Genomic DNA, 18716 nt, shown 5'->3' on the forward strand with positions numbered 1-18716 from the left:
ACCGGTTGTGTTCAGCGGGATTGTTTCTCGCGGTGAACGACGGGTGAAGGGGCGACCAACTGTCGGCCCTCGAGTGGTGCGCTCATCGCCCACCCACCAAACTGGCGCAGTGACCACACAGTCGCTGGTGATCTCGATCCTGAACTGGTTGCGTGCCGGATACCCCGAGGGTGTCCCCGGCGACGACCGCGTGCCGCTGCTGGCGTTGCTGCGCGCCACCCCGTTGACCGATGAACAGGTCAAAGAGGTGGTGCGGAATCTCACCGCCGACGGCTCGACAGCGCTCGTCGACGGCTCGATCGATCACGACGAGATCGCGGCCTTCATCGCCGAGGTGTCGCACCACGACGCCGGCCCGGAGAACATCAATCGGGTCGCGGCCAAACTGGCCGCCGCGGGTTGGCCCCTGGCCGGCGTCGAGCGCGAAACCGTCTGAGTCCTAACCCCGCAGCGATGCGGTGTCGATGACGAATCGGTACCGCACGTCACTGGCGAGCACGCGCTCGTAGGCCTCGTTGATGTAGTCGGGCGCGATGACCTCGATCTCGGGCAGCGCGTCGTGCTCGGCGCAGAAGTCGAGCATCTCCTGGGTCTCGGCGATGCCGCCGATCATCGACCCGGACAGGCTGCGCCGCATACCGGCCAGCGGGAACGGCGGCACCTCCATGGCGTGCTCGGGCATGCCGAGTTCGACGAGCGTGCCGTCGACCTTGAGCAGGCCGAGGTAGGCGCCGAGGTCGAGGTTGGCCGACACGGTGTTGAGGATCAGGTCGAACGACCCGCGCAGCTTCTTGAAGGTGTCCGGATCGGCCGTGGCGTAGTAGTGGCTGGCGCCGAGGCGCAGGCCGTCTTCCATCTTCTTCAGCGACTGGCTGAGCACGGTGACCTCCGCGCCCATCGCCTTGGCGAGCTTGACGGCCATGTGGCCGAGCCCGCCGAGACCGATCACGGCGACCGACTTGCCGGGGCCGGCGTTCCAGTGCCGCAGCGGGGAGTAGGTGGTGATGCCGGCGCACAGCAAGGGAGCGGCGGCGTCGAGCGGAATGCTGTCGGGAATGCGCAGTACGTAGTTCTCGTCGACGACGATGGCGCCGCTGTAGCCGCCGTAGGTCGGGGTGCCGTCGCGCTCGGTGGAGTTGTAGGTGCCGATCATGCCGGTGCCGGTGCAGTACTGCTCAAGGCCGGCCTTGCAGTTGTCGCATTCACGACAGGAGTCGACGAAACAGCCGACTCCGACGTGGTCGCCGACCTTGTACTTGGTGACCTCGGAACCCACCTCGGTCACCACACCGGCGATCTCATGGCCGGGGACGACCGGGTAGTTGGGCGTGCCCCACTCACCCTTGACCGTGTGGATGTCGGAATGGCAGATCCCGGCGAAATGGATGTCGAAGGCTACGTCGTGCGGGCCGACCTCGCGGCGCTTGATGGTCGTCTTGGTCAGTGGCTCGGTTGCCGAGCTCGCGGCGTAGGCGGAAACAGTGCTCATCAAAGCCCTCTTATATCGTCGTCAGTGCATACTTCTGGGGACATTAGCCCAGTTAACTGGCGCCTGCTGGACACAGCAGAGCCCGTATGAGAAACGACGAGGCGGGTAGCGCTAATCCCAGCTTTTGCTGTGACCTTGGTCCCGACTTCCTGCCTAGAGGCTGGGTGCGCGGATCGAGCCGTTGAACGACACGCGCTCGACGCTGACCAGGCCGGCCTGTGTGTAGGGGTCGCGGTCGATGACGCTCTGGGCTTCCTCGGTGCTGATGTCGCCGGTGATCAGGACGGCACCGGTCGGCGTTTCCTGGCGGCCGGCCAGCAGGATGCGCCCGGCCGCCACTTCCTCGTTGAGCCAGGCGATATGGGCGGGCCGGGTCTGATCGACGACGTCGAGCGGCTTCAGGTACGTCGTGATGAGTACGTGGAACACGCTGTGAGACTAGTTGATCGGTGCGTTGACCCAGCGCAGGTCGTCGAGGATGCCGCGCGCGGCCACGATGTTCTGCCCGGTCTGCCATACCTCGTTGTTGACCACGAACACCCGGTTGTCGCGCGCGGCGGACAGCGCGCGCCACGCGTCGCTGTCGAGGATCGCGGTGGCGTTGTCCCTGGCCGCGGCGGAGGCGAACGACACGTAGACGATGTCGGCGTCGGCGATCGAATAATCCGCGTCGGACGAGCTCAGCTCTTCGTAAGGCTTGTCGGTGAACCGTTGTGCGGCAGGGCGATCCAGGCCCACCGCGGCCAGCACGCTGGCGGGGAAGTTGTCGGCGCCGTACACGCGCACAGTGTTCTCGGTCAGCTGCACCACCGACGCCTGGAAGTGGGCGGCGTCATTGTCCGCACCGGTCTTGCGGGCCGCATCGTCGAACTTCTCGATCAGATCGTCGGCGGCACCCGTGCGTCCCGTCGATGCGCCCACCGCACGCAGGGTGTCGCGCCAAGCAGCGCCGGGTGCGGCGGTGAACACGGTCGGCGCGATCGCCGACAGCGCGCCGAACGACGACGGCGTCAACGCCTGAGAGCCCAGGATCAGGTCGGGTTTCGCGGCCTCGATCGCGGCGATGTCAGGGGCGCCGCGGGTGCCTGCCGGTGGCACTTCGTGGACAACGGTGCCCAGGTATGAGGGCTGCGTGGTCGACCCGTCCGGAAGGGCCGCCGCCACGATGCGCGATTGCAGGCCCAACGCGCACAGTGCGTCGAGCTGGTCGCCGGACAGCACCACGATGCGCTGCGGGTCGCCCCGCACTTCCGTCGTCTCGGGGATGTCGGCGCCCCGGGCGTTGCGGACCTCGCGGGGCGCGGGGTCGGCGGGTGCCGGGTCCGGCGCGCAGGACTCGTCGGGCCTGCGCTGGTTTCCGAGCACGCCTGCGTCGGCGATCTTGGTCACACTGGTGGTCGTCGCCGGCTGGCTCGCCGGGGTGGCGTCTTCCGAACCGCACCCGCTGGCCAGCGTCATGGCTGCAACAGTCAACACGGCGCATGCCATGGCGCGGTTCCTCAGCACGGGGCGACGTTAACACTCGACCGCTTGCAGCTGGTCAGGGCTTCGTCTGCGGCAGTTGCCCGGCCAGTACGACACTTTGTAGGACCCACGGGCACGCATGTCGCGGGGAGAGTTAGGATTCAGTTCGATAAGCGGGATTTCCCGACGAATCTTTGGAGGACCTCTTGGTAGCCGAAGCGCCCCCAATCGGAGAACTCGAGGCACGTCGTCCGTTTCCGGAACGTATGGGCCCCAAGGGGAACTTGATCTACAATCTGATCACCACCACCGATCACAAGCTGATCGGCATCATGTACTGCGTCGCGTGCTTCGCGTTCTTCGCGATCGGCGGCTTGATGGCGCTGTTCATGCGTACCGAGCTGGCGATGCCGGGTCTGCAGTTCCTGTCGAACGAGCAGTTCAACCAGCTGTTCACCATGCATGGCACGGTGATGCTGCTGTTCTACGCGACGCCCATCGTGTTCGGCTTCGCCAACCTGGTGCTGCCGCTGCAGATCGGTGCGCCCGACGTGGCGTTCCCGCGCCTCAACGCGTTCTCGTTCTGGCTGTTCCTGTTCGGCGCGCTGATCGCGATCGCCGGCTTCATCACCCCGGGCGGCGCGGCCGACTTCGGTTGGACCGCGTATTCGCCGCTGACCGACGCGATCCACTCGCCCGGCGCGGGTGGCGACCTGTGGATCATGGGCCTGGCCGTCGGTGGTCTCGGCACGATCCTCGGTGGCGTCAACATGGTCACCACCGTGGTGTGCATGCGCGCGCCCGGCATGACGATGTTCCGCATGCCGGTGTTCACCTGGAACATCCTGGTGACCTCGATCCTGGTGCTGCTGGCCTTCCCGCTGCTGACCGCTGCGCTGTTCGGCCTGGCCGCCGACCGCCACCTCGGCGCGCACATCTACGACCCGGCCAACGGCGGTGTGCTCCTGTGGCAGCACCTGTTCTGGTTCTTCGGCCACCCCGAGGTGTACATCATCGCGCTGCCGTTCTTCGGCATCGTCAGTGAGATCTTCCCGGTGTTCAGCCGCAAGCCGATCTTCGGGTACACCACGCTGATCTACGCGACCATCAGCATCGCGGCGCTGTCCGTCGCGGTGTGGGCGCACCACATGTACGCCACCGGCGCGGTGCTGCTGCCCTTCTTCTCGTTCATGACGTTCCTGATCGCGGTGCCGACCGGTATCAAGTTCTTCAACTGGATCGGCACGATGTGGAAGGGCCAGTTGACGTTCGAGACACCGATGCTGTTCTCGGTCGGCTTCCTCATCACGTTCCTGCTGGGTGGCCTGTCCGGCGTGCTGCTGGCCAGCCCGCCGCTGGACTTCCACGTCACCGACAGCTACTTCGTCATCGCGCACTTCCACTACGTGCTCTTCGGCACCATCGTGTTCGCCACGTACGCGGGCATCTACTTCTGGTTCCCGAAGATGACGGGCCGCCTGCTCGACGAGCGGCTGGGCAAGCTGCACTTCTGGCTGACGTTCATCGGTTTCCACACCACGTTCCTGGTGCAGCACTGGGTGGGTGACGAGGGTATGCCGCGTCGCTACGCCGACTACCTGCCCAGTGACGGATTCACGACGCTCAACGTCATCTCGACCGTCGGCGCGTTCATCCTCGGTGTGTCGGTGCTGCCGTTCGCCTGGAACGTCTTCAAGAGCTGGCGCTACGGCGAGCCGGTGACGGTCGACGATCCGTGGGGCTACGGCAACTCGCTGGAGTGGGCGACGTCCTGCCCGCCGCCGCGGCACAACTTCACCGAGCTGCCGCGCATCCGGTCGGAGCGTCCGGCGTTCGAGCTGCATTACCCGCACATGGTCGAGCGGATGCGCGCCGAGGCCCACGTGGGCCGCTCGCATCACCCCGAGCTCGAAACCGCGGACAAGTCCAGTTGACGGTAGGCGGCATCCGGGGGAGATGAGTCGAAAGTGCCTTCTCCTATCGGCTCCTCGCGCGAGCGCTCATCGGTCCTGATCACCGTCACCGGGGTCGATCAACCAGGCGTCACCTCGGCCCTGTTCGAGGTGCTGTCCCGCCACAAGGTGGAACTGCGCAACGTCGAACAGGTCGTCATCCGCGGCCGGCTCACCTTGGGTGTGTTGGTCGCGGTGCCTGCTGAGATCGCCGACGGAGACGGGCTGCGCAGCGACGTCGAGGCCGCCATTCACGGCGTCGGTCTCGATGTCGTGATCGAGCGCAGCGACGACCTCCCGGTGATGCGGGAGCCGTCCACGCACACGATCGTCGTGCTGGGCCGCCCCATCACCGCAGGCGCCTTCAGCGTGGTGGCCCGCGCCGTGGCCGAACTGGGCGTCAACATCGACTTCATCCGGGGAGTGTCCGACTATCCGGTGACCGGTCTCGAGCTTCGCGTGTCGGTCCCGTCGGGGGCCGCTTACGGGCAGCTGCAGACCGCCCTCGCGAAGGTCGCCGTCGACGAGGGCGTCGACATCGCGCTGGAGGATTACAGCCTGTCGCGGCGCGCCAAGCGCCTAATCGTCTTCGACGTCGACTCGACGCTGATCCAGGGGGAGGTGATCGAGATGCTTGCCGCGCGGGTTGGCGCGGAGGCTGCGGTCGCCGAGGTCACCGAGGCCGCGATGCGCGGCGAGCTGGACTTTGCCGAGTCCTTGCACCGCCGAGTGGCGACGCTGGCCGGGCTGCCGGCCGAAGTGCTTGACGACGTGGCCGAACAGCTTGAGCTGACGCCAGGTGCGCGCACGACCATCCGCACGCTGCGGCGCCTGGGCTTTCACTGCGGTGTGGTGTCCGGTGGTTTCCGCCAGGTGATCGAGCCACTGGCGCACGAGTTGATGTTGGACTACGTCGCGGCCAACGAGCTCGAGATCGTCGACGGCAAGCTCACCGGTCGGGTGATCGGCTCCGTCATCGACCGGCCCGGAAAAGCCAAGGCGCTGCGCGACTTCGCCCAACAGGTCGGTGTGCCCATGGAGCAGACCGTGGCGGTCGGTGACGGCGCCAACGACATCGACATGCTGGCGGCAGCCGGGCTGGGTGTCGCGTTCAACGCCAAGCCTGCGCTGCGCGAGGTCGCCGACGCGTCACTGAGTCACCCCTACCTCGACACGGTGTTGTTCATCCTCGGCATCACGCGCGGGGAGATCGAGGCGGCCGACGCCGTCGATGGCGTCGTGCGACGCGTCGACATCCCGGACGACTGACGTAGGCTTAGCCCGTGATGACGGTCAAGCACGCGGTTCTGGTTGGTGGTTTCGCAGTCGCAGCAGTCCTTGGACAGGTGGCGGTCGCGGTACCGGCCGAGGCCAAGCGTTGCCCGTCGGGCACCGTCCAGTCGAAGTTCGAAGGTGTGTGCGTCAAAGGCGCGTCGGGTGGGGGGCTTGTGCCGGTGCTGCCGCCGAGCGGCGGAGGCCCGGTGATCGGTGGGCAGCCGGGCGGGCTCGCGACCGTGAACGGTATCCCGTGCACCAAGGAGCACTACGGCACCTGCCTGGCGATGACCCAGCAGCCGTAGCGGCCGCCTACACCACCAATGCGTGCTGCTGCGGTTCAACCGTGCCGGTGATGCTGTGCCAGGCCCGTACCAGAAGTTCGACGGCCTCCTCGAGTTGCGGCTCGGGTAGCGCGTAGGGCAACCGCACGAAACGCTCCAGCGTGCCGTCGACACCGAACCGGGGACCGGCGGGCAGATCGACTCCGAGGCGGGAGGCCGCGGCGGCCAGCGCGGTGCTCATCGGAGCAGGCAGCTTGATCCACAGCGACATACCGCCGCGGCCCCGTCCTGGCTGCCAGTCCGGCAGTTCGCGCGCCAGCAGGGAGACCAGGAACTGTCGACGGGTGCGGATGAGCTCGCGGCGTTCCGGCAGCACTTCGTCTCGCGTGGCCAGCAGCCTCGCCGCGGCGAGTTGTTCGAGGATCGACGTTCCCAGGTCGACGGACGGACGGATGGCGGCGATGGTGGCCAGCGTGCTGCGCTCGGCACGGATCCAGCCGACCCGCAAGCCGCCCCAGAACGACTTCGACATCGAGCCGACCGTGAGCACCAGGTCGTGGCGTCCCACTGACGCGGCGAGCGGTTCGGGTGGCGCCTCGTCCATCCACATGTCGATGATCGACTCGTCGACGATTGTTCGGGTACGCGTGTCAGAGATGATCTGCCCCAACCGTTTCCGGTCCTCGGCTGGCATGATGAAGCCGGTCGGATTGTGGTTGTCGGGAATGAGGTAAGCCAGGCTCGGCGCGAGCTGGCGCAGCGCGGCGTGGACGGCATCGAGCTCCCACCCCTCCTCGGTCAACGCGACGGGCACCGCGCGGGCGCCCGCGGTCGAAATCGCAGACAGTGCACCGTGATAGGTGGGCTGCTCGACCAGCACTCGGTCGCCGGGCTGGGTATGCGTCGCGAGGATCAGGCCGATGGCGTGTTGCGCGCCGCTGGTCACCATGATCTGGCTGGGGTCGGTGGGAAGCCCACGCGCGCAATACCTTTCGGCGATCGCCGCGCGGAGCGCGCTCACACCCATCAACTCGTGGCCGGGCTCCTGCAGATATGGGGGGATGTCCTTCGCGGCCTCGGCGAATGCCTCGAGGACCGGTGTGCTCGGTGCGGCAAGCGCGGCCGCGGCGAGGTTGACGGTGGGGGTGCCGGCCTCCGCGGCGACCTGGGGGCGGACCGGCAACGCCGTGGTGCTCCGGGCGCCGCGGCGGGCGTTGAGGTAGCCGTCCTCGCGTAACTGGGCGAACGCCGCGGTGACTGTGGTGCGCGATACCCGCAGCGCCTCGGCCAGGGCTCGCTCGCTCGGCAGTCGCGAACCGACCGGAACGCGGCCGTCCACGATGAGCAACCGGATCGCGTCGGCGAGTCCCAGATAGGCGGGTCCGCTGAGGCTGGACGTGCGCCAGTTGCCGAGTTCGCGAGCCAAAAGGTCCACATCGAGCGCTCTGGCTGCCATATCGGTACTCATAATGATGCCAGTATCCGCCAACTGGCTATTGATGAGCAAGCCAGATCGCCAGATTATCGGTGCATGCGAAAAAATTGGCGATCTCGACTGGCCGAATCTCTGGCGAACACGTACAACTGGCCCGGTCTCAACGGCAGCTGCGACTTCGCGGACCGAGACGAGGAACGTATGCGCCGCGAGTTGGAGCTGATCCGGCTGCGTTTTCAGCACCATTCATGAGGGCTGCAGTCGCTCGCGGGACCATGCTGATAACCGGCCTGATCGGCTACGGCTTCTCGATGGGCATGATGGTGCGCGCCGGGCTGGGCCTTGATCCGTGGGACGTCTTCCACCAGGGCCTGACCCGTCACACCCCGATGACCATGGGCATGGCCTCGGCGGTGGTCGGCGTCGTCGTGTTGCTGGCTTGGATCCCGCTGCGCAACCGGCCGGGCATCGGCACTATCGCCAACGTCATCGTCATCGCCGTGACGGTCGACGCGACCCTCGCGGTGCTGCCGGCGCCGTCGGCCATGCCGGTGCGCATCGCGATGATGGTGGGCGCCGTGGTGCTCAACGCCATCGCCACGGTGCTCTACATCGGCCCCGGCCTCGGACCGGGCCCGCGCGACGGTCTGATGACCGGTCTCGTCGCTCGCACCGGATTGTCGGTGCGGGTGGTTCGCACCGCCATCGAGGCCACTGTCCTGGTGGCCGGCTGGCTCCTTGGCGGCACGATCGGCGTCGGCACGGTGGTCTACGCGTTCGGCATCGGACCGCTCGTGCAGCTGTTTTTACGACTTATGCCACGTCGCATACTTTTCCACGATTTCAGCGGTGGCAACCGAGCCCGTCGGGAACGCGTCACTACGATGAGCGAGTGCCCACAACCGGAGAAGACGCAGCCGACGGTTCCCCTGACGAAGACCTGCTGATCGACTTCGCCAGGGTGACGCTGCGCCGGGGTGGCAACACCCTCGTGGGGCCCGTCACCTGGGCGGTTGAACTCGACGAGCGCTGGGTGGTCATCGGACCGAACGGCGCGGGCAAGACCTCACTGTTACGCATCGCCGCAGCGCACGAGCACCCCTCTTCGGGAACCGCTTATGTGCTGGGTGAACGGCTGGGCCGCACCGACATGTCCGAGCTGCGTTCGCGGGTGGGCTTGAGCAGTTCCGCACTCTCGCAACGGATTCCCGACGGCGAGATCGTGCGCGACCTCGTGGTGTCGGCCGGATACGCGGTGCTGGGCCGGTGGCGCGAGGACTACGAGGACGTCGACTACGTCCAGGCCGTCGACATGCTCGAAAGCGTGGGCGCCGAGCATCTCGCCGAGCGGGCCTACGGCACGTTGTCCGAAGGTGAGCGCAAGCGGGTGCTCATCGCCCGGTCGTTGATGACCGATCCCGAACTGCTGCTGCTCGACGAACCCGCGGCCGGGCTCGATCTAGGCGGGCGCGAGGAACTCGTGGCGCGATTGACCGACCTGGCCGCTGACGCGGACGCGCCGGCCATGGTGCTGGTGACCCACCATGTCGAGGAGATCCCACTAGGGTTCACCCACGGCCTGATCCTGTCCGAAGGCAAGGTCGTTGCGTCGGGCCTGCTGACCGAGGTGTTGACTGCAGAGAATCTGTCCAAGGCGTTCGGTCAGTCCATCGCCCTGGATGTGATCGACGGACGGTACTTTGCGCGTCGGGTGAGAAGTCGCGCAGCGCACAGGAGGCGAGATTGAGTAGCGACGAGCGCTTGCGCGAGGAGCCGACAAGCAGCGACGAGCGCTTGCGCGAGGAGCCGACAAGCAGCGACGAGCGCTTGCGCGAGGAGCCGAGCGCGAGCACGGATCCCCTGGTGCCGCGGCCTGCCGCAACGGTGATGTTGGTCCGTGACACGCGCCGGGGCGGTTCGCCGGAAATCGAAGTCTTCCTGATGCGCAGGCATGCGGCGATGGATTTCGTCGCCGGCGTCATGGTGTTCCCGGGCGGTGGCGTCGACGATCGGGACCGTAACGCCGACATCGCCTGGTTCGGTCCCGAGCCGTCGTGGTGGGCGCAGCGACTCGGCGTCGACATCGGCCTTGCCGAGGCGCTTGTGTGTGCCGCGGCTCGCGAGACCTTCGAGGAGTCCGGGGTCTTGTTCGCGGGCCCGGCCGACGACCCTGACGGGATCGTGCGTGACGCGTCGGTCTACGGCGACGCGCGGGCGGCCCTGGCCAACCATTCGCTGTCGTTCGCGGATTTCCTGCGCGAGGAGAAACTGGTGCTGAGGGCCGATCTGCTGCGGCCGTGGGCCAACTGGGTGACCCCCAAGGAGGAGCGCACGCGGCGCTACGACACGTACTTCTTCGTGGGCGCACTGCCGGATGGGCAGCGGGCCGACGGCGAGAACACCGAGAGCGACCAGGCCTTCTGGAGCACTCCTCAAGCCGGATTGGACGACTTCGAAGCGGGTCGAAGTTTCCTGCTGCCGCCGACGTGGACCCAGTTGGACTCTCTCAACGGCCGTACGGTCGCGGAAGTCCTGGCCGTCGAGCGCAAGATCGTGGCGATCGAGCCCAGCCTGGCGGTCGGCGGGGGGAACTGGGAGATCGAGTTCTTCGACAGTGAGCGGTATAACGCGGCTCGGAATCACCGGTCGCCGGCGGGCAGGAGCGAAGCGACCGGGGAATCGGCGCCGGCGGGCAGGAGCGAAGCGACCGGGGAATCGGCTCAGTGAGTGAATTCGTTCGGGTCGTGATCGGGGCCGCGCCGGAGCAGGCCGGGGTGGCCACGTTGCTGCTGTCGCGGCCGCCGACCAACGCTCTCACCCGGCAGATTTACCGGGAGATCTCGTCGGCCGCCGCCGAGCTCGCCGAACGTGCCGATGTGGCCGCCGTGATCCTGTTCGGTGGCCATGAGATCTTCTGCGCCGGCGATGACGTGCCCGAGCTGCGCACGCTCGACGTCGAGGAGGAGGCCGCCGCCGATCACGCATTGCAGCGCTGCATCGAGGCGGTGGCCGCGATCCCCAAACCCACCGTGGCGGCGATCACCGGTTACGCCCTGGGCAGTGGGCTGACGTTGGCGCTCGCTGCGGATTGGCGCGTCAGCGGCGACAACGTCAAATTCGGGTCGACCGAGATTCTGGCCGGGCTCGCGCCCCGCGGTGGTGGCGGCCCACGGTTGGCCGGTGCCATCGGGCCAAGCAAGGCAAAGGAGCTGGTGTTCAGCGGACGCTTCGTCGGCGCCGAGGAGGCCCTGGAGTTGGGGTTGATCGACGAGATGGTGGCGCCGGATCATGTGTTCGACGCCGCCCTGACATGGGCACGACGCTTCGTCGACCATCCGGTCGATGTCCTGGCCGCGGCGAAGGCCGCCGTTGACCGGGTCGCGGACCGGCCCTGACGCGCACTGGACAACGGCCGTTAGGCTGCCCTTCATGACGGAAACGACGGAACCCGGCACCGGATTCGATGCGCCGGTCGATGTGGCTGGCATGCCGGCTCCTAACCCCCATGCCACGGCCGAAGAGGTCGAGGCCGCGATGCATGACAGCAAGCTCGCTCAGGTTCTCTACCACGACTGGGAGGCCGAGACCTACGACGAGAAGTGGTCGATTTCCTACGACCAGCGCTGCATCGACTATGCCCGCGGCCGGTTCGACGCGATCGTTCCCGAGGAGGAGCAGCGCAACCTGCCTTACGACAGGGCGCTGGAGCTTGGCTGCGGCACCGGGTTCTTCTTGCTCAACCTCATCCAGTCCGGGGTCGCGCGGCGGGGCTCGGTGACCGACCTGTCGCCGGGCATGGTCAAGGTCGCGACCCGCAACGGGCAGTCCCTCGGCCTCGACATCGACGGCCGCGTCGCTGACGCCGAGGGCATTCCCTACGAGGACAACACGTTCGATCTCGTCGTCGGCCATGCCGTGCTGCATCACATTCCCGACGTGGAGCTGTCGCTGCGCGAGGTGGTTCGGATCCTCAAACCGGGCGGTCGTTTCGTATTCGCCGGCGAGCCCACGACCGTGGGAAACCGGTATGCGCGTGAGCTGTCCACGCTGACGTGGCACGCCACCACGAATCTCACCAAGCTGCCTTGGCTGAGCGGTTGGCGCCGCCCGCAGGCCGAGCTCGACGAGTCGTCGCGGGCGGCCGCGCTCGAGGCCGTCGTCGACCTGCACACGTTCGATCCCGCCGATCTGGAACGCATGGCGACCAATGCCGGCGCAGTCGAGATACGCACCGCGAGTGAGGAATTCACCGCGGCCATGCTGGGCTGGCCCGTTCGCACGTTCGAGGCGGCCGTGCCGCCCGGACGGCTGGGCTGGGGCTGGGCGAAATTCGCGTTCAACAGCTGGACGACGCTCAGTTGGGTGGATGCCAACGTGTGGCGCCGTGTGGTGCCCAAGGGCTGGTTCTACAACGTGATGGTCACCGGAGTTAAGCCGTCGTAGCCTTCGACAGCGAAGCAGTCTCCTACCTGCGTTCGGAGGCGGGTAGGCAGGCTTTGTGTCAGGTCGGCGGATATTCGCTGTCGGGGACCACGCTGGTGAGCGATATCGCCGCGCTGCGAACGCGATTCGGTGACCGTGCCGCTGTCCTGGTCGAAACCGTGCAGCTGCGTCGGCGTGCGGCGGCCAAGTTCGACGACCCGTCGGACTGGCTGTTCACCGACGAGGCGCTGCAGCAGGCCACCGCGACGCCGGTGGCCGCCCACCGGGCAGCGCGATTGAGTGGCGCGCGGGTGCACGACGCGACGTGCTCGATCGGCGGTGAGCTTGCGGCGCTGAAGGATACGGCCGCGCAAGTCGTCGGCAGCGACATCGATTCGGTGCGCCTGGCGATGGCTGCGAACAACGTCGACGGCGTGGATCTGTGCCGGGCCGACGCATTGCGGCCCATCACCCGGGACACGGTCGTGATTCTCGACCCCGCCCGGCGCCAGGGGGGCCGGCGCCGGTTCGACCCGCGCGCCTACACCCCGGCGCTCGACGCCGTTCTAGAGACTTACCGCGACCGGGATCTGGTCGTGAAGTGTGCTCCCGGAATCGATTTCGACCAAGTGGAGCGGCTCGGGTTCGCCGGAGAGATCGAAGTGACATCGCTGGGCGGGGGAGTGCGCGAGGCGTGCCTGTGGTCGCCGGGGCTCACCGACGCCGGCGTGCGCAGACGGGCCACGGTGCTGGATCGCGACGAACACATCACCGACCTCGACCCCGATGACTGTCCGTTGGCACCTGCCGGTCGGTGGATTGTGGACCCGGACGGCGCGGTCGTGCGGGCCGGACTGGTCCGGCACTACGCGGCTCGGCACGGATTGTGGCAACTCGATCCCGACATCGCCTATCTGTCCGGCGAGCAGCTACCGGACGGGGTGCGCGGGTTCGAGGTCCTCGAACAGCTCGGCTACCACGAGCGGCGGCTGCGGACAGCGCTTGCGGCCAGGTCGGTGGGTGCGGTCGAGATCCTGATCCGCGGCGTCGACGTGGACCCCGATGCGCTGCGGGCACGGTTGCGGCTGCGCGGCGAGGAGCGGCTCGCGGTCGTCATCACCCGGCTGGGATCCGGGGCGGCCAGTCGGGCAACGGCATTCATTTGTCGGCCGTCGTGGTGACCCGCCAGTAGGCTTGAATCCGATGCGCCGGTATCGGCGTGACTTGATCCCCTTGCGAGGACGACTGAGGATGCGAATTCCCCATGTGCTGGCGCTGATCGCGGCCGGTCTGCTCGGCGGCTGGGGCGGCGTGCCGACGGCAGCCGCCCAGACCGCATGTGCCGAACTCGGCGGCACGGTTGACCAGGATCAGGTGTGCCAGGTTCATACCGCCAACGCCGCATACACGCTGGACTACACGTTCCCCGAGGGCTACCCCGATCAACAGGCCGTCGCCGGTTACCTGATCCAGACCCGAGATGGATTCGTCAACGTCTCGGACATGCCGGGATCCCGTGACCAGCCGTATGTGCTCGACGCGAGGGGAACCGCCTACACCTCCGGCGTTCCGGGCCTGCCACCGCGCACCCAGAGCCTGGTGTTCGAGGTGTACCAGAACGTCGGCGGAGCTCATCCGCAGACCTGGTACAAGGCGTTCAACTACGACCTGCTCACCCGGGCGCCGATCACCTTCGGCACGCTGTTCAAGCCCGGCGCCAGGCCGCTCGACGTCATCTTCCCGATCGTGCAGCGCGAACTGCAGAAGCAATCGGGCGTCGAGCAGGCGATACCGCCGTCGGCCGGGTTGGACCCCACGCACTACCAGAACTTCGCGATCACCGACGACTCGGTGATCTTCTTCTTCGGCCAGGGCGAACTGCTTGCCGAAGCCGCCGGGGCCACCCAGGCGGCCGTGCCGCGCTCAGCGCTGGCGCCGATGCTCGCCTGAGCGGGCATCGGCGGATCACACCGTCGTCGAGGCGCGGTTCTTCTCGCCGGTGGGATCGTAGGATTCCCAGAACGCGGCGCCGGTGATCCCGAGGTGGAGTGGGTCGAACACGGGATCCAGGCCGGCCTTCTGCTGATTCTCGTAGTCCCGCAGGGCGGCGAGGGCCGGGCGCTGCAGGATGATGATGCCGATGATGTTGAGCCACGCCATCAATCCGACGCCGATGTCGCCCAGTGTCCAGGCCTCGGTGGCGGTCGAGATGGCCCCGATGACCACCGACACCAGGATCAGCGCCTGCAGCAGCATCGTCGCGTTCGACCCCACGGTGCCGCGAATCAGCGGGACCGGGACCGAGTTGGCCTTGCCGAGGATGAACCGCAGGTTCGTCTCGGCCATGTAGTAGTAGGCGACCAGCGTGGTGAAGCAGAAGAACGCCAACGAGATTGCGATGAACGAGGCACCGGCACCGCTCCACAGCGAGTCGAAGCCGACCTGCGCGAAGGCAGGCCCCACGGCCGCGTCCGACGGCAGCAGGCCACCGTCTGCGAGCACCGCGCCCGTCTCGCTCTCTCCCTCGAAGACTCGGTAGGCACCCGTCGAGAGGATGAGAAAGCCGGTGGCCGAGCAGATGAACAGCGTGTCGACGTAGACCGCGAATGCTTGCACCAGCCCCTGCTTGGCCGGGTGGGACACTTCGGCGGCAGCGGCGGCGTGCGGACCGGTGCCCTGGCCTGCCTCGTTCGAGTAGATCCCGCGTTTGACGCCCCACATCACCGCAGACCCGATGATCGCGCCGAATGCCGAGTCAAGGCCGAATGCGCTGGCAAAGATCATCCGCAGAACCTCTGGGACCTGGCTCGCATTGACCGCGACGATCACGAGGGCGAGCGCGATGTAGACGACCGCCATGAACGGCACCACGATCGACGCGAATGCCGCGATACGTTTGACGCCACCGATGATGACGAAGGCCAGCACGATCACGGTGCCGACCGCAACCCACCACGTCGAGAACCCCCAGGCCGAATTCATCGCGGCCGCCATCGAATTCGATTGGACGCTGGGCAGCAACAGGCCACAGGCAAGGATGGTGACAGCCGCGAAGACCATCCCGTAGACCTTGAAGAACCCCGCGCCGCGCGTATGCGCCAGCGCCCGGCTGAGGTAATAAGCCGGCCCGCCGCGGTACTCCCCGGTCAACCGGTCGCGGGTTTTGTAGATCTGGCCGAGCGTGCACTCCACGAAGGATGTCGATGCGCCGAGGAAGGCCACCGCCCACATCCAGAACAGTGCGCCGGGACCGCCGAACGCGATCGCGGTGGCAACTCCCGCGATGTTGCCGGTGCCGACCCGACCGGCAAGCGACATGGTCAGCGCCTGAAACGACGACACCCCGGACGGCGACTTCTCGCCTCTGAGCATCAGGCGAACCATCTCCGGCACCTGGCGTACCTGGACGAACCGCGTCCGAATGGAGAAGTAGACGCCCGCAGCCAGGCACAGGTACACCAGTGCGCTGCTCCAGACGTAACCGTTTACGTTGTCAAGGAAGTCCGACACAGTCGGATACTGGCATGTGTCTGGCCGTTGACTGTTAAAAACCTGTCAACTCGGGGTTAGATCTTCTGCTCAGGCCGGCGCGAAGCCGTAGACCTGCCCGTCACTGGTGGCGGTGACGACGCGACGGTCGTGGGCGATCGACACGCCGACGGGCCAGCCCGTCGCCTCCGGCAGAGGGTAGGTGTTGACCGTGCGTCCGTCCGCACTGTCGAAGACCAGCAGCGCCTGGCCGTGCCCGCCCTCGCGAGCCACGGTGTAGCCGACACCGCCCGAGCGGCTCGACGTGGACAGCGGGGTGACGTCGTCACGCGTCCACACGACCTCGCCGCGGTCGCCGGCGTCTCGCACGGCGACGAGCTTCGCGTCCGGGCCGCCGCCCGCCACGATGAGGCCGTCGGGAGACACGGACGGCGGAGTTTGCGCCAGATAGTCCAGTGGCACCGACCATTTCACCGAACCGTCGGCGGTGTTGATGGCCCACAGCTGTTCGTCGCGCCCGTTCACGTAGGCCGTCGCGCCGTCCGCCGAAAGGACCGGGCTGGCGAACGGGCCTCGACCCACGGCATCGCTGGTCCACTCCCGCGCCAACAGCGGCGTCTGACCGGGCCGGTACTTCAGCCCGATCAGCACGGGCGCTTCGGCGCCGGGTTCCCACAACGTCAGGACCACGGTGTCGCTCGCAGCCGAGAACGCAGGCGCGGCCGCCACCGGGCAACGGGACCGGGCCAGTTGGCAGTCGGCCAGGCCGCGCTGCGGATCGGTCGGGTCGACGCCCGACACGAGGTCAAGGGGCGTGCCCTCAACCGTGCCGCGATGCGCGTCGAACACCAGGACCTGACCGAGATGGGTGGTCACCAACAGCTGTCCGTCGGTGAGAAGCCTCGGCGTCGTCGGCATGCCGATCACCGGCTGCCGCCACCGGATCCATTGGGTCGGTGGAAAGGACAGCATGGCGCCGGGCTGGCCGACGTACAGGTTGTCGAAGCCATCGAACAGTGGACTCGACCAACCGCCGCCCTGCACCAGACGGGTGCACCAGCGTTGCCGGGCGTTGTTGTCGGCCTCCCAGACCATCAGCGAGCAACCGCCAGCACTCTGCGCGTTGACCGCCAGATACTGAGCCGAGCCCAACGCCACCTGCGCGGCCATGTCGCCCTTGGCGGACCGGCTCCACTCCAGGCGCAGATTGTCAGCGCCGGGAGTCGCGGTGAAGCTGCTGTTGGCGGCGTCTCCGTACTGCGCCGACCACCCTGAAGCGGCGTGCGCCTCGACCCAGGAATCGGTGTTCTCACATCCGGCGAGCAGGCCCGTGAGCAGCGCAGCTACCGCCAGTGCAAGGTATCGCCGGATCACGGTGTCCTTTCGTCGGGAAGCCGGACTGGGCCGCATGGATCGACCACGTGAGGGTAACCCGGCGGCCCATGCGCGCTCGCGTAGGCTTTCCGGCCATGACGACGATGTGGGGCGCACCGATTCACAAACGGTGGCGTGGGTCCCGGCTGCGCGACCCGCGCCAGGCCGACTTTCTCACGATGGCATCGCTCAAGTGGGTCATCGCCAACCGGGCGTTCACCCCGTGGTACCTGGTGCGGTATTGGCGGTTGCTGAAATTCAAGCTGGCCAACCCGCACATCATCACCCGCGGCATGGTGTTCCTCGGCAAGGGTGTCGAGATCCAGTGCACCCCGGAGCTGGCCCAGATGGAGATCGGCCGCTGGGTGCACATCGGTGACAAGAACACCATCCGATGCCACGAGGGTTCTCTGCGGATCGGCGACAAGGTGGTGCTGGGCCGCGACAATGTCATCAACACCTACCTCGACATCGAGCTCGGCGACTCGGCGCTGATGGCCGACTGGTGCTACATATGCGACTTCGACCACAAGATGGATGACATCAACGTCCCGATCAAGGACCAGGGCATCATCAAGAGCCCGGTGCGGATCGGCCCCGACACCTGGATCGCCGCCAAGGTGACGGTGCTGCGGGGCACGACGGTGGGACGCGGCTGCGTGCTCGGCGCGCACGCGGTGGTCAAGGGTGACATCCCGGATCACTCGATCGCGGTCGGGTCACCCGCCAAGGTGGTCAAGAACCGCAAGCTGGCGTGGGACACTTCGGCGGCACAGCGAGCCGAACTGGCTGCGGCACTGGCCGACATCGAACGCAAGAAGGCTGCGAGCAACTAAGCTCACAGCGGTGCAGCAGTCCGGCCAGACTCCAGAGCCCGACGAGGAACCGGATTACCGTTTCACGCTCGCCAATGAGCGGACGTTTCTGGCCTGGCAGCGCACTTCGTTGGGGCTGCTTGCGGCCGCGGTCGCGGTGATTCAGTTCGTTCCGGATCTGGGTCTGCCCGGCGCCCGCCACATCCTGGGTTTGGTGCTGACGATGTTGGCGACGGCGACCGCCGGGGTCGGGCTGTGGCGTTGGCGCCAGGTCGACCGCGCCATGCGGGCAGGCACTTCGCTGCCGCGCCATCCCACTCCGGGTTACCTGGCGGTGGGATTGTGCGTGATCGGCCTGCTGGTCCTGGTCGGCGCCGTGGTGAAGCTGGTGACGGGTTGAGGACTTTCGAGCAGACCCTGCCGGCGCAGCGGACGGCGCTGTCATGGACGCGTACCTCGTTCGCGGTGCTCGGGACCGGGGCGGTGCACATGCTGCACGACATCCAGGACCATCGGGCCGGGTTCGGATTGGTGGCGGCGGGCGTGGCGGTGGTGATCTCGCTGCTGACGTATCTCGTCGGGGTCCGCAGGCAGCGTTTGCTTGCCCGTGAGCCACTGCCGAAACGACTGGCGCCCACCGTCGAGGTGCACGCGGTGACGGCGGCCGTGCTGATTCTCATTGCCGTGTCGGTGCTTTCGTTGCCGCAGTAGTGGGCG

General features: G+C 67.2%; 20 protein-coding genes. 14 read left to right on the plus strand and 6 right to left on the minus strand.

All coding sequences use genetic code 11. The features are described from left to right. The first annotated feature begins 109 nt into the window (after window positions 1-109). Window positions 110-436, plus strand: a complete 327-nt coding sequence (locus ACRCUN_RS28360) for a DUF3349 domain-containing protein (protein WP_085145202.1) — start codon at window positions 110-112, stop codon at window positions 434-436. Between the two features lie 3 nt (window positions 437-439). On the opposite strand, the gene ACRCUN_RS28365 is transcribed toward ACRCUN_RS28360, so the two are convergent. From ACRCUN_RS28365 to ACRCUN_RS28375, 3 genes are all read right to left on the minus strand, one after another. After that, window positions 440-1489, minus strand: coding sequence for an NAD(P)-dependent alcohol dehydrogenase (locus tag ACRCUN_RS28365; protein ID WP_462144953.1), 1050 nt, complete (start codon window positions 1487-1489; stop codon window positions 440-442). A gap of 153 nt (window positions 1490-1642) precedes the next feature. Continuing rightward, window positions 1643-1918: a YciI family protein gene (locus ACRCUN_RS28370; protein ID WP_462144954.1), complete on the minus strand. Its 276-nt coding sequence runs from the start codon at window positions 1916-1918 to the stop codon at window positions 1643-1645. Window positions 1919-1927: 9 nt separating this feature from the next. Next, window positions 1928-2947 (minus strand): iron-siderophore ABC transporter substrate-binding protein, encoded by a 1020-nt coding sequence (locus ACRCUN_RS28375; protein WP_462144955.1) that lies wholly within the window; start codon window positions 2945-2947, stop codon window positions 1928-1930. A 212-nt stretch (window positions 2948-3159) separates the two neighbouring features. On the opposite strand from ACRCUN_RS28375, the gene ctaD reads away from it, so the two are divergent. The 3 genes from ctaD to ACRCUN_RS28390 are packed head-to-tail and all read left to right on the plus strand — an operon-like array spanning window position 3160 to window position 6485. Beyond that, window positions 3160-4887, plus strand: coding sequence for an aa3-type cytochrome oxidase subunit I (gene ctaD / locus ACRCUN_RS28380; RefSeq protein WP_462144956.1), 1728 nt, complete (start codon window positions 3160-3162; stop codon window positions 4885-4887). A 45-nt stretch (window positions 4888-4932) separates the two neighbouring features. Next, window positions 4933-6174: a phosphoserine phosphatase SerB gene (serB, locus tag ACRCUN_RS28385; RefSeq protein WP_462145054.1), complete on the plus strand. Its 1242-nt coding sequence runs from the start codon at window positions 4933-4935 to the stop codon at window positions 6172-6174. Between the two features lie 17 nt (window positions 6175-6191). Then, window positions 6192-6485, plus strand: coding sequence for a hypothetical protein (locus ACRCUN_RS28390; protein WP_462144957.1), 294 nt, complete (start codon window positions 6192-6194; stop codon window positions 6483-6485). Between the two features lie 7 nt (window positions 6486-6492). On the opposite strand, the gene yczR is transcribed toward ACRCUN_RS28390, so the two are convergent. Beyond that, window positions 6493-7932 (minus strand): MocR-like transcription factor YczR, encoded by a 1440-nt coding sequence (gene yczR / locus ACRCUN_RS28395; RefSeq protein ID WP_462144958.1) that lies wholly within the window; start codon window positions 7930-7932, stop codon window positions 6493-6495. A 215-nt stretch (window positions 7933-8147) separates the two neighbouring features. Here yczR and yczE point away from each other — a divergent pair, with 215 nt between their 5' ends. The 7 genes from yczE (at window position 8148) to ACRCUN_RS28430 (ending at window position 14271) form a co-directional block, all read left to right on the plus strand. Continuing rightward, complete coding sequence (gene yczE, locus ACRCUN_RS28400) at window positions 8148-8846, plus strand: membrane protein YczE (protein WP_462144959.1); 699 nt, start codon at window positions 8148-8150, stop codon at window positions 8844-8846. Then, window positions 8792-9646 (plus strand): ABC transporter ATP-binding protein, encoded by an 855-nt coding sequence (locus ACRCUN_RS28405; protein ID WP_462144960.1) that lies wholly within the window; start codon window positions 8792-8794, stop codon window positions 9644-9646. Before yczE ends, ACRCUN_RS28405 begins: the two co-directional genes overlap by 55 nt. Before the next feature lie 140 nt (window positions 9647-9786). After that, entirely contained in the window at window positions 9787-10626 is an 840-nt protein-coding gene (locus ACRCUN_RS28410; protein WP_462145055.1) for an NUDIX hydrolase, read from the plus strand. Then, on the plus strand, window positions 10623-11294 hold the full coding sequence (locus ACRCUN_RS28415; RefSeq protein WP_462144961.1) for an enoyl-CoA hydratase: 672 nt from the start codon (window positions 10623-10625) through the stop codon (window positions 11292-11294). The genes ACRCUN_RS28410 and ACRCUN_RS28415 overlap by 4 nt, the downstream gene beginning before the upstream one ends. 91 nt (window positions 11295-11385) lie before the next feature. Next, window positions 11386-12342, plus strand: coding sequence for a class I SAM-dependent methyltransferase (locus tag ACRCUN_RS28420; RefSeq protein ID WP_462145056.1), 957 nt, complete (start codon window positions 11386-11388; stop codon window positions 12340-12342). Between the two features lie 26 nt (window positions 12343-12368). Further along, window positions 12369-13502, plus strand: coding sequence for a THUMP-like domain-containing protein (locus ACRCUN_RS28425; RefSeq protein ID WP_462145057.1), 1134 nt, complete (start codon window positions 12369-12371; stop codon window positions 13500-13502). Between the two features lie 70 nt (window positions 13503-13572). Beyond that, the gene (locus ACRCUN_RS28430; RefSeq protein ID WP_462144962.1) at window positions 13573-14271 is read left to right on the plus strand and encodes an esterase; all 699 of its coding nucleotides are present in this window, start codon (window positions 13573-13575) and stop codon (window positions 14269-14271) included. A gap of 15 nt (window positions 14272-14286) precedes the next feature. Here ACRCUN_RS28430 and ACRCUN_RS28435 read toward each other — a convergent pair whose 3' ends face one another. Together ACRCUN_RS28435 and ACRCUN_RS28440 are read right to left on the minus strand one after the other, a co-directional pair. Continuing rightward, entirely contained in the window at window positions 14287-15831 is a 1545-nt protein-coding gene (locus tag ACRCUN_RS28435) for an alanine/glycine:cation symporter family protein (RefSeq protein WP_462144963.1), read from the minus strand. Between the two features lie 69 nt (window positions 15832-15900). Beyond that, the gene (locus ACRCUN_RS28440; protein ID WP_462144964.1) at window positions 15901-17184 is read right to left on the minus strand and encodes a BamB-related PQQ repeat family beta-propellar protein; all 1284 of its coding nucleotides are present in this window, start codon (window positions 17182-17184) and stop codon (window positions 15901-15903) included. 95 nt (window positions 17185-17279) lie between these two features. On the opposite strand from ACRCUN_RS28440, the gene ACRCUN_RS28445 reads away from it, so the two are divergent. Genes ACRCUN_RS28445 through ACRCUN_RS28455 form a run of 3 tightly spaced genes read left to right on the plus strand, consistent with a single transcriptional unit; the run spans window position 17280 to window position 18710 of the window. After that, window positions 17280-18020 (plus strand): acyltransferase, encoded by a 741-nt coding sequence (locus ACRCUN_RS28445; RefSeq protein ID WP_462144965.1) that lies wholly within the window; start codon window positions 17280-17282, stop codon window positions 18018-18020. Window positions 18021-18030: 10 nt separating this feature from the next. Then, complete coding sequence (locus ACRCUN_RS28450; RefSeq protein ID WP_462144966.1) at window positions 18031-18399, plus strand: YidH family protein; 369 nt, start codon at window positions 18031-18033, stop codon at window positions 18397-18399. Next, the gene (locus ACRCUN_RS28455) at window positions 18396-18710 is read left to right on the plus strand and encodes a DUF202 domain-containing protein (RefSeq protein WP_462144967.1); all 315 of its coding nucleotides are present in this window, start codon (window positions 18396-18398) and stop codon (window positions 18708-18710) included. The genes ACRCUN_RS28450 and ACRCUN_RS28455 overlap by 4 nt, the downstream gene beginning before the upstream one ends. Window positions 18711-18716 lie beyond the last annotated feature (6 nt).

This window comes from Mycobacterium venezuelense, assembly GCF_054919535.1.

Excerpts from the sequence above, each read along its gene's own strand:
- ACRCUN_RS28410 (WP_462145055.1), top strand. The coding sequence starts at position 9,787 with ATGTTGGTCCGTGACACGCGCCGGGGCGGTTCGCCGGAAATCGAAGTC.
- ACRCUN_RS28420 (WP_462145056.1), top strand. The coding sequence starts at position 11,386 with ATGCCGGCTCCTAACCCCCATGCCACGGCCGAAGAGGTCGAGGCCGCG.
- ACRCUN_RS28390 (WP_462144957.1), top strand. The coding sequence starts at position 6,192 with ATGACGGTCAAGCACGCGGTTCTGGTTGGTGGTTTCGCAGTCGCAGCA.
- yczR (WP_462144958.1), bottom strand. The coding sequence starts at position 7,932 with ATGAGTACCGATATGGCAGCCAGAGCGCTCGATGTGGACCTTTTGGCT.
- ACRCUN_RS28445 (WP_462144965.1), top strand. The coding sequence starts at position 17,280 with ATGACGACGATGTGGGGCGCACCGATTCACAAACGGTGGCGTGGGTCC.
- ACRCUN_RS28365 (WP_462144953.1), bottom strand. The coding sequence starts at position 1,489 with ATGAGCACTGTTTCCGCCTACGCCGCGAGCTCGGCAACCGAGCCACTG.
- ACRCUN_RS28375 (WP_462144955.1), bottom strand. The coding sequence starts at position 2,947 with ATGACGCTGGCCAGCGGGTGCGGTTCGGAAGACGCCACCCCGGCGAGC.
- yczE (WP_462144959.1), top strand. The coding sequence starts at position 8,148 with ATGAGGGCTGCAGTCGCTCGCGGGACCATGCTGATAACCGGCCTGATC.
- ACRCUN_RS28430 (WP_462144962.1), top strand. The coding sequence starts at position 13,573 with ATGCGAATTCCCCATGTGCTGGCGCTGATCGCGGCCGGTCTGCTCGGC.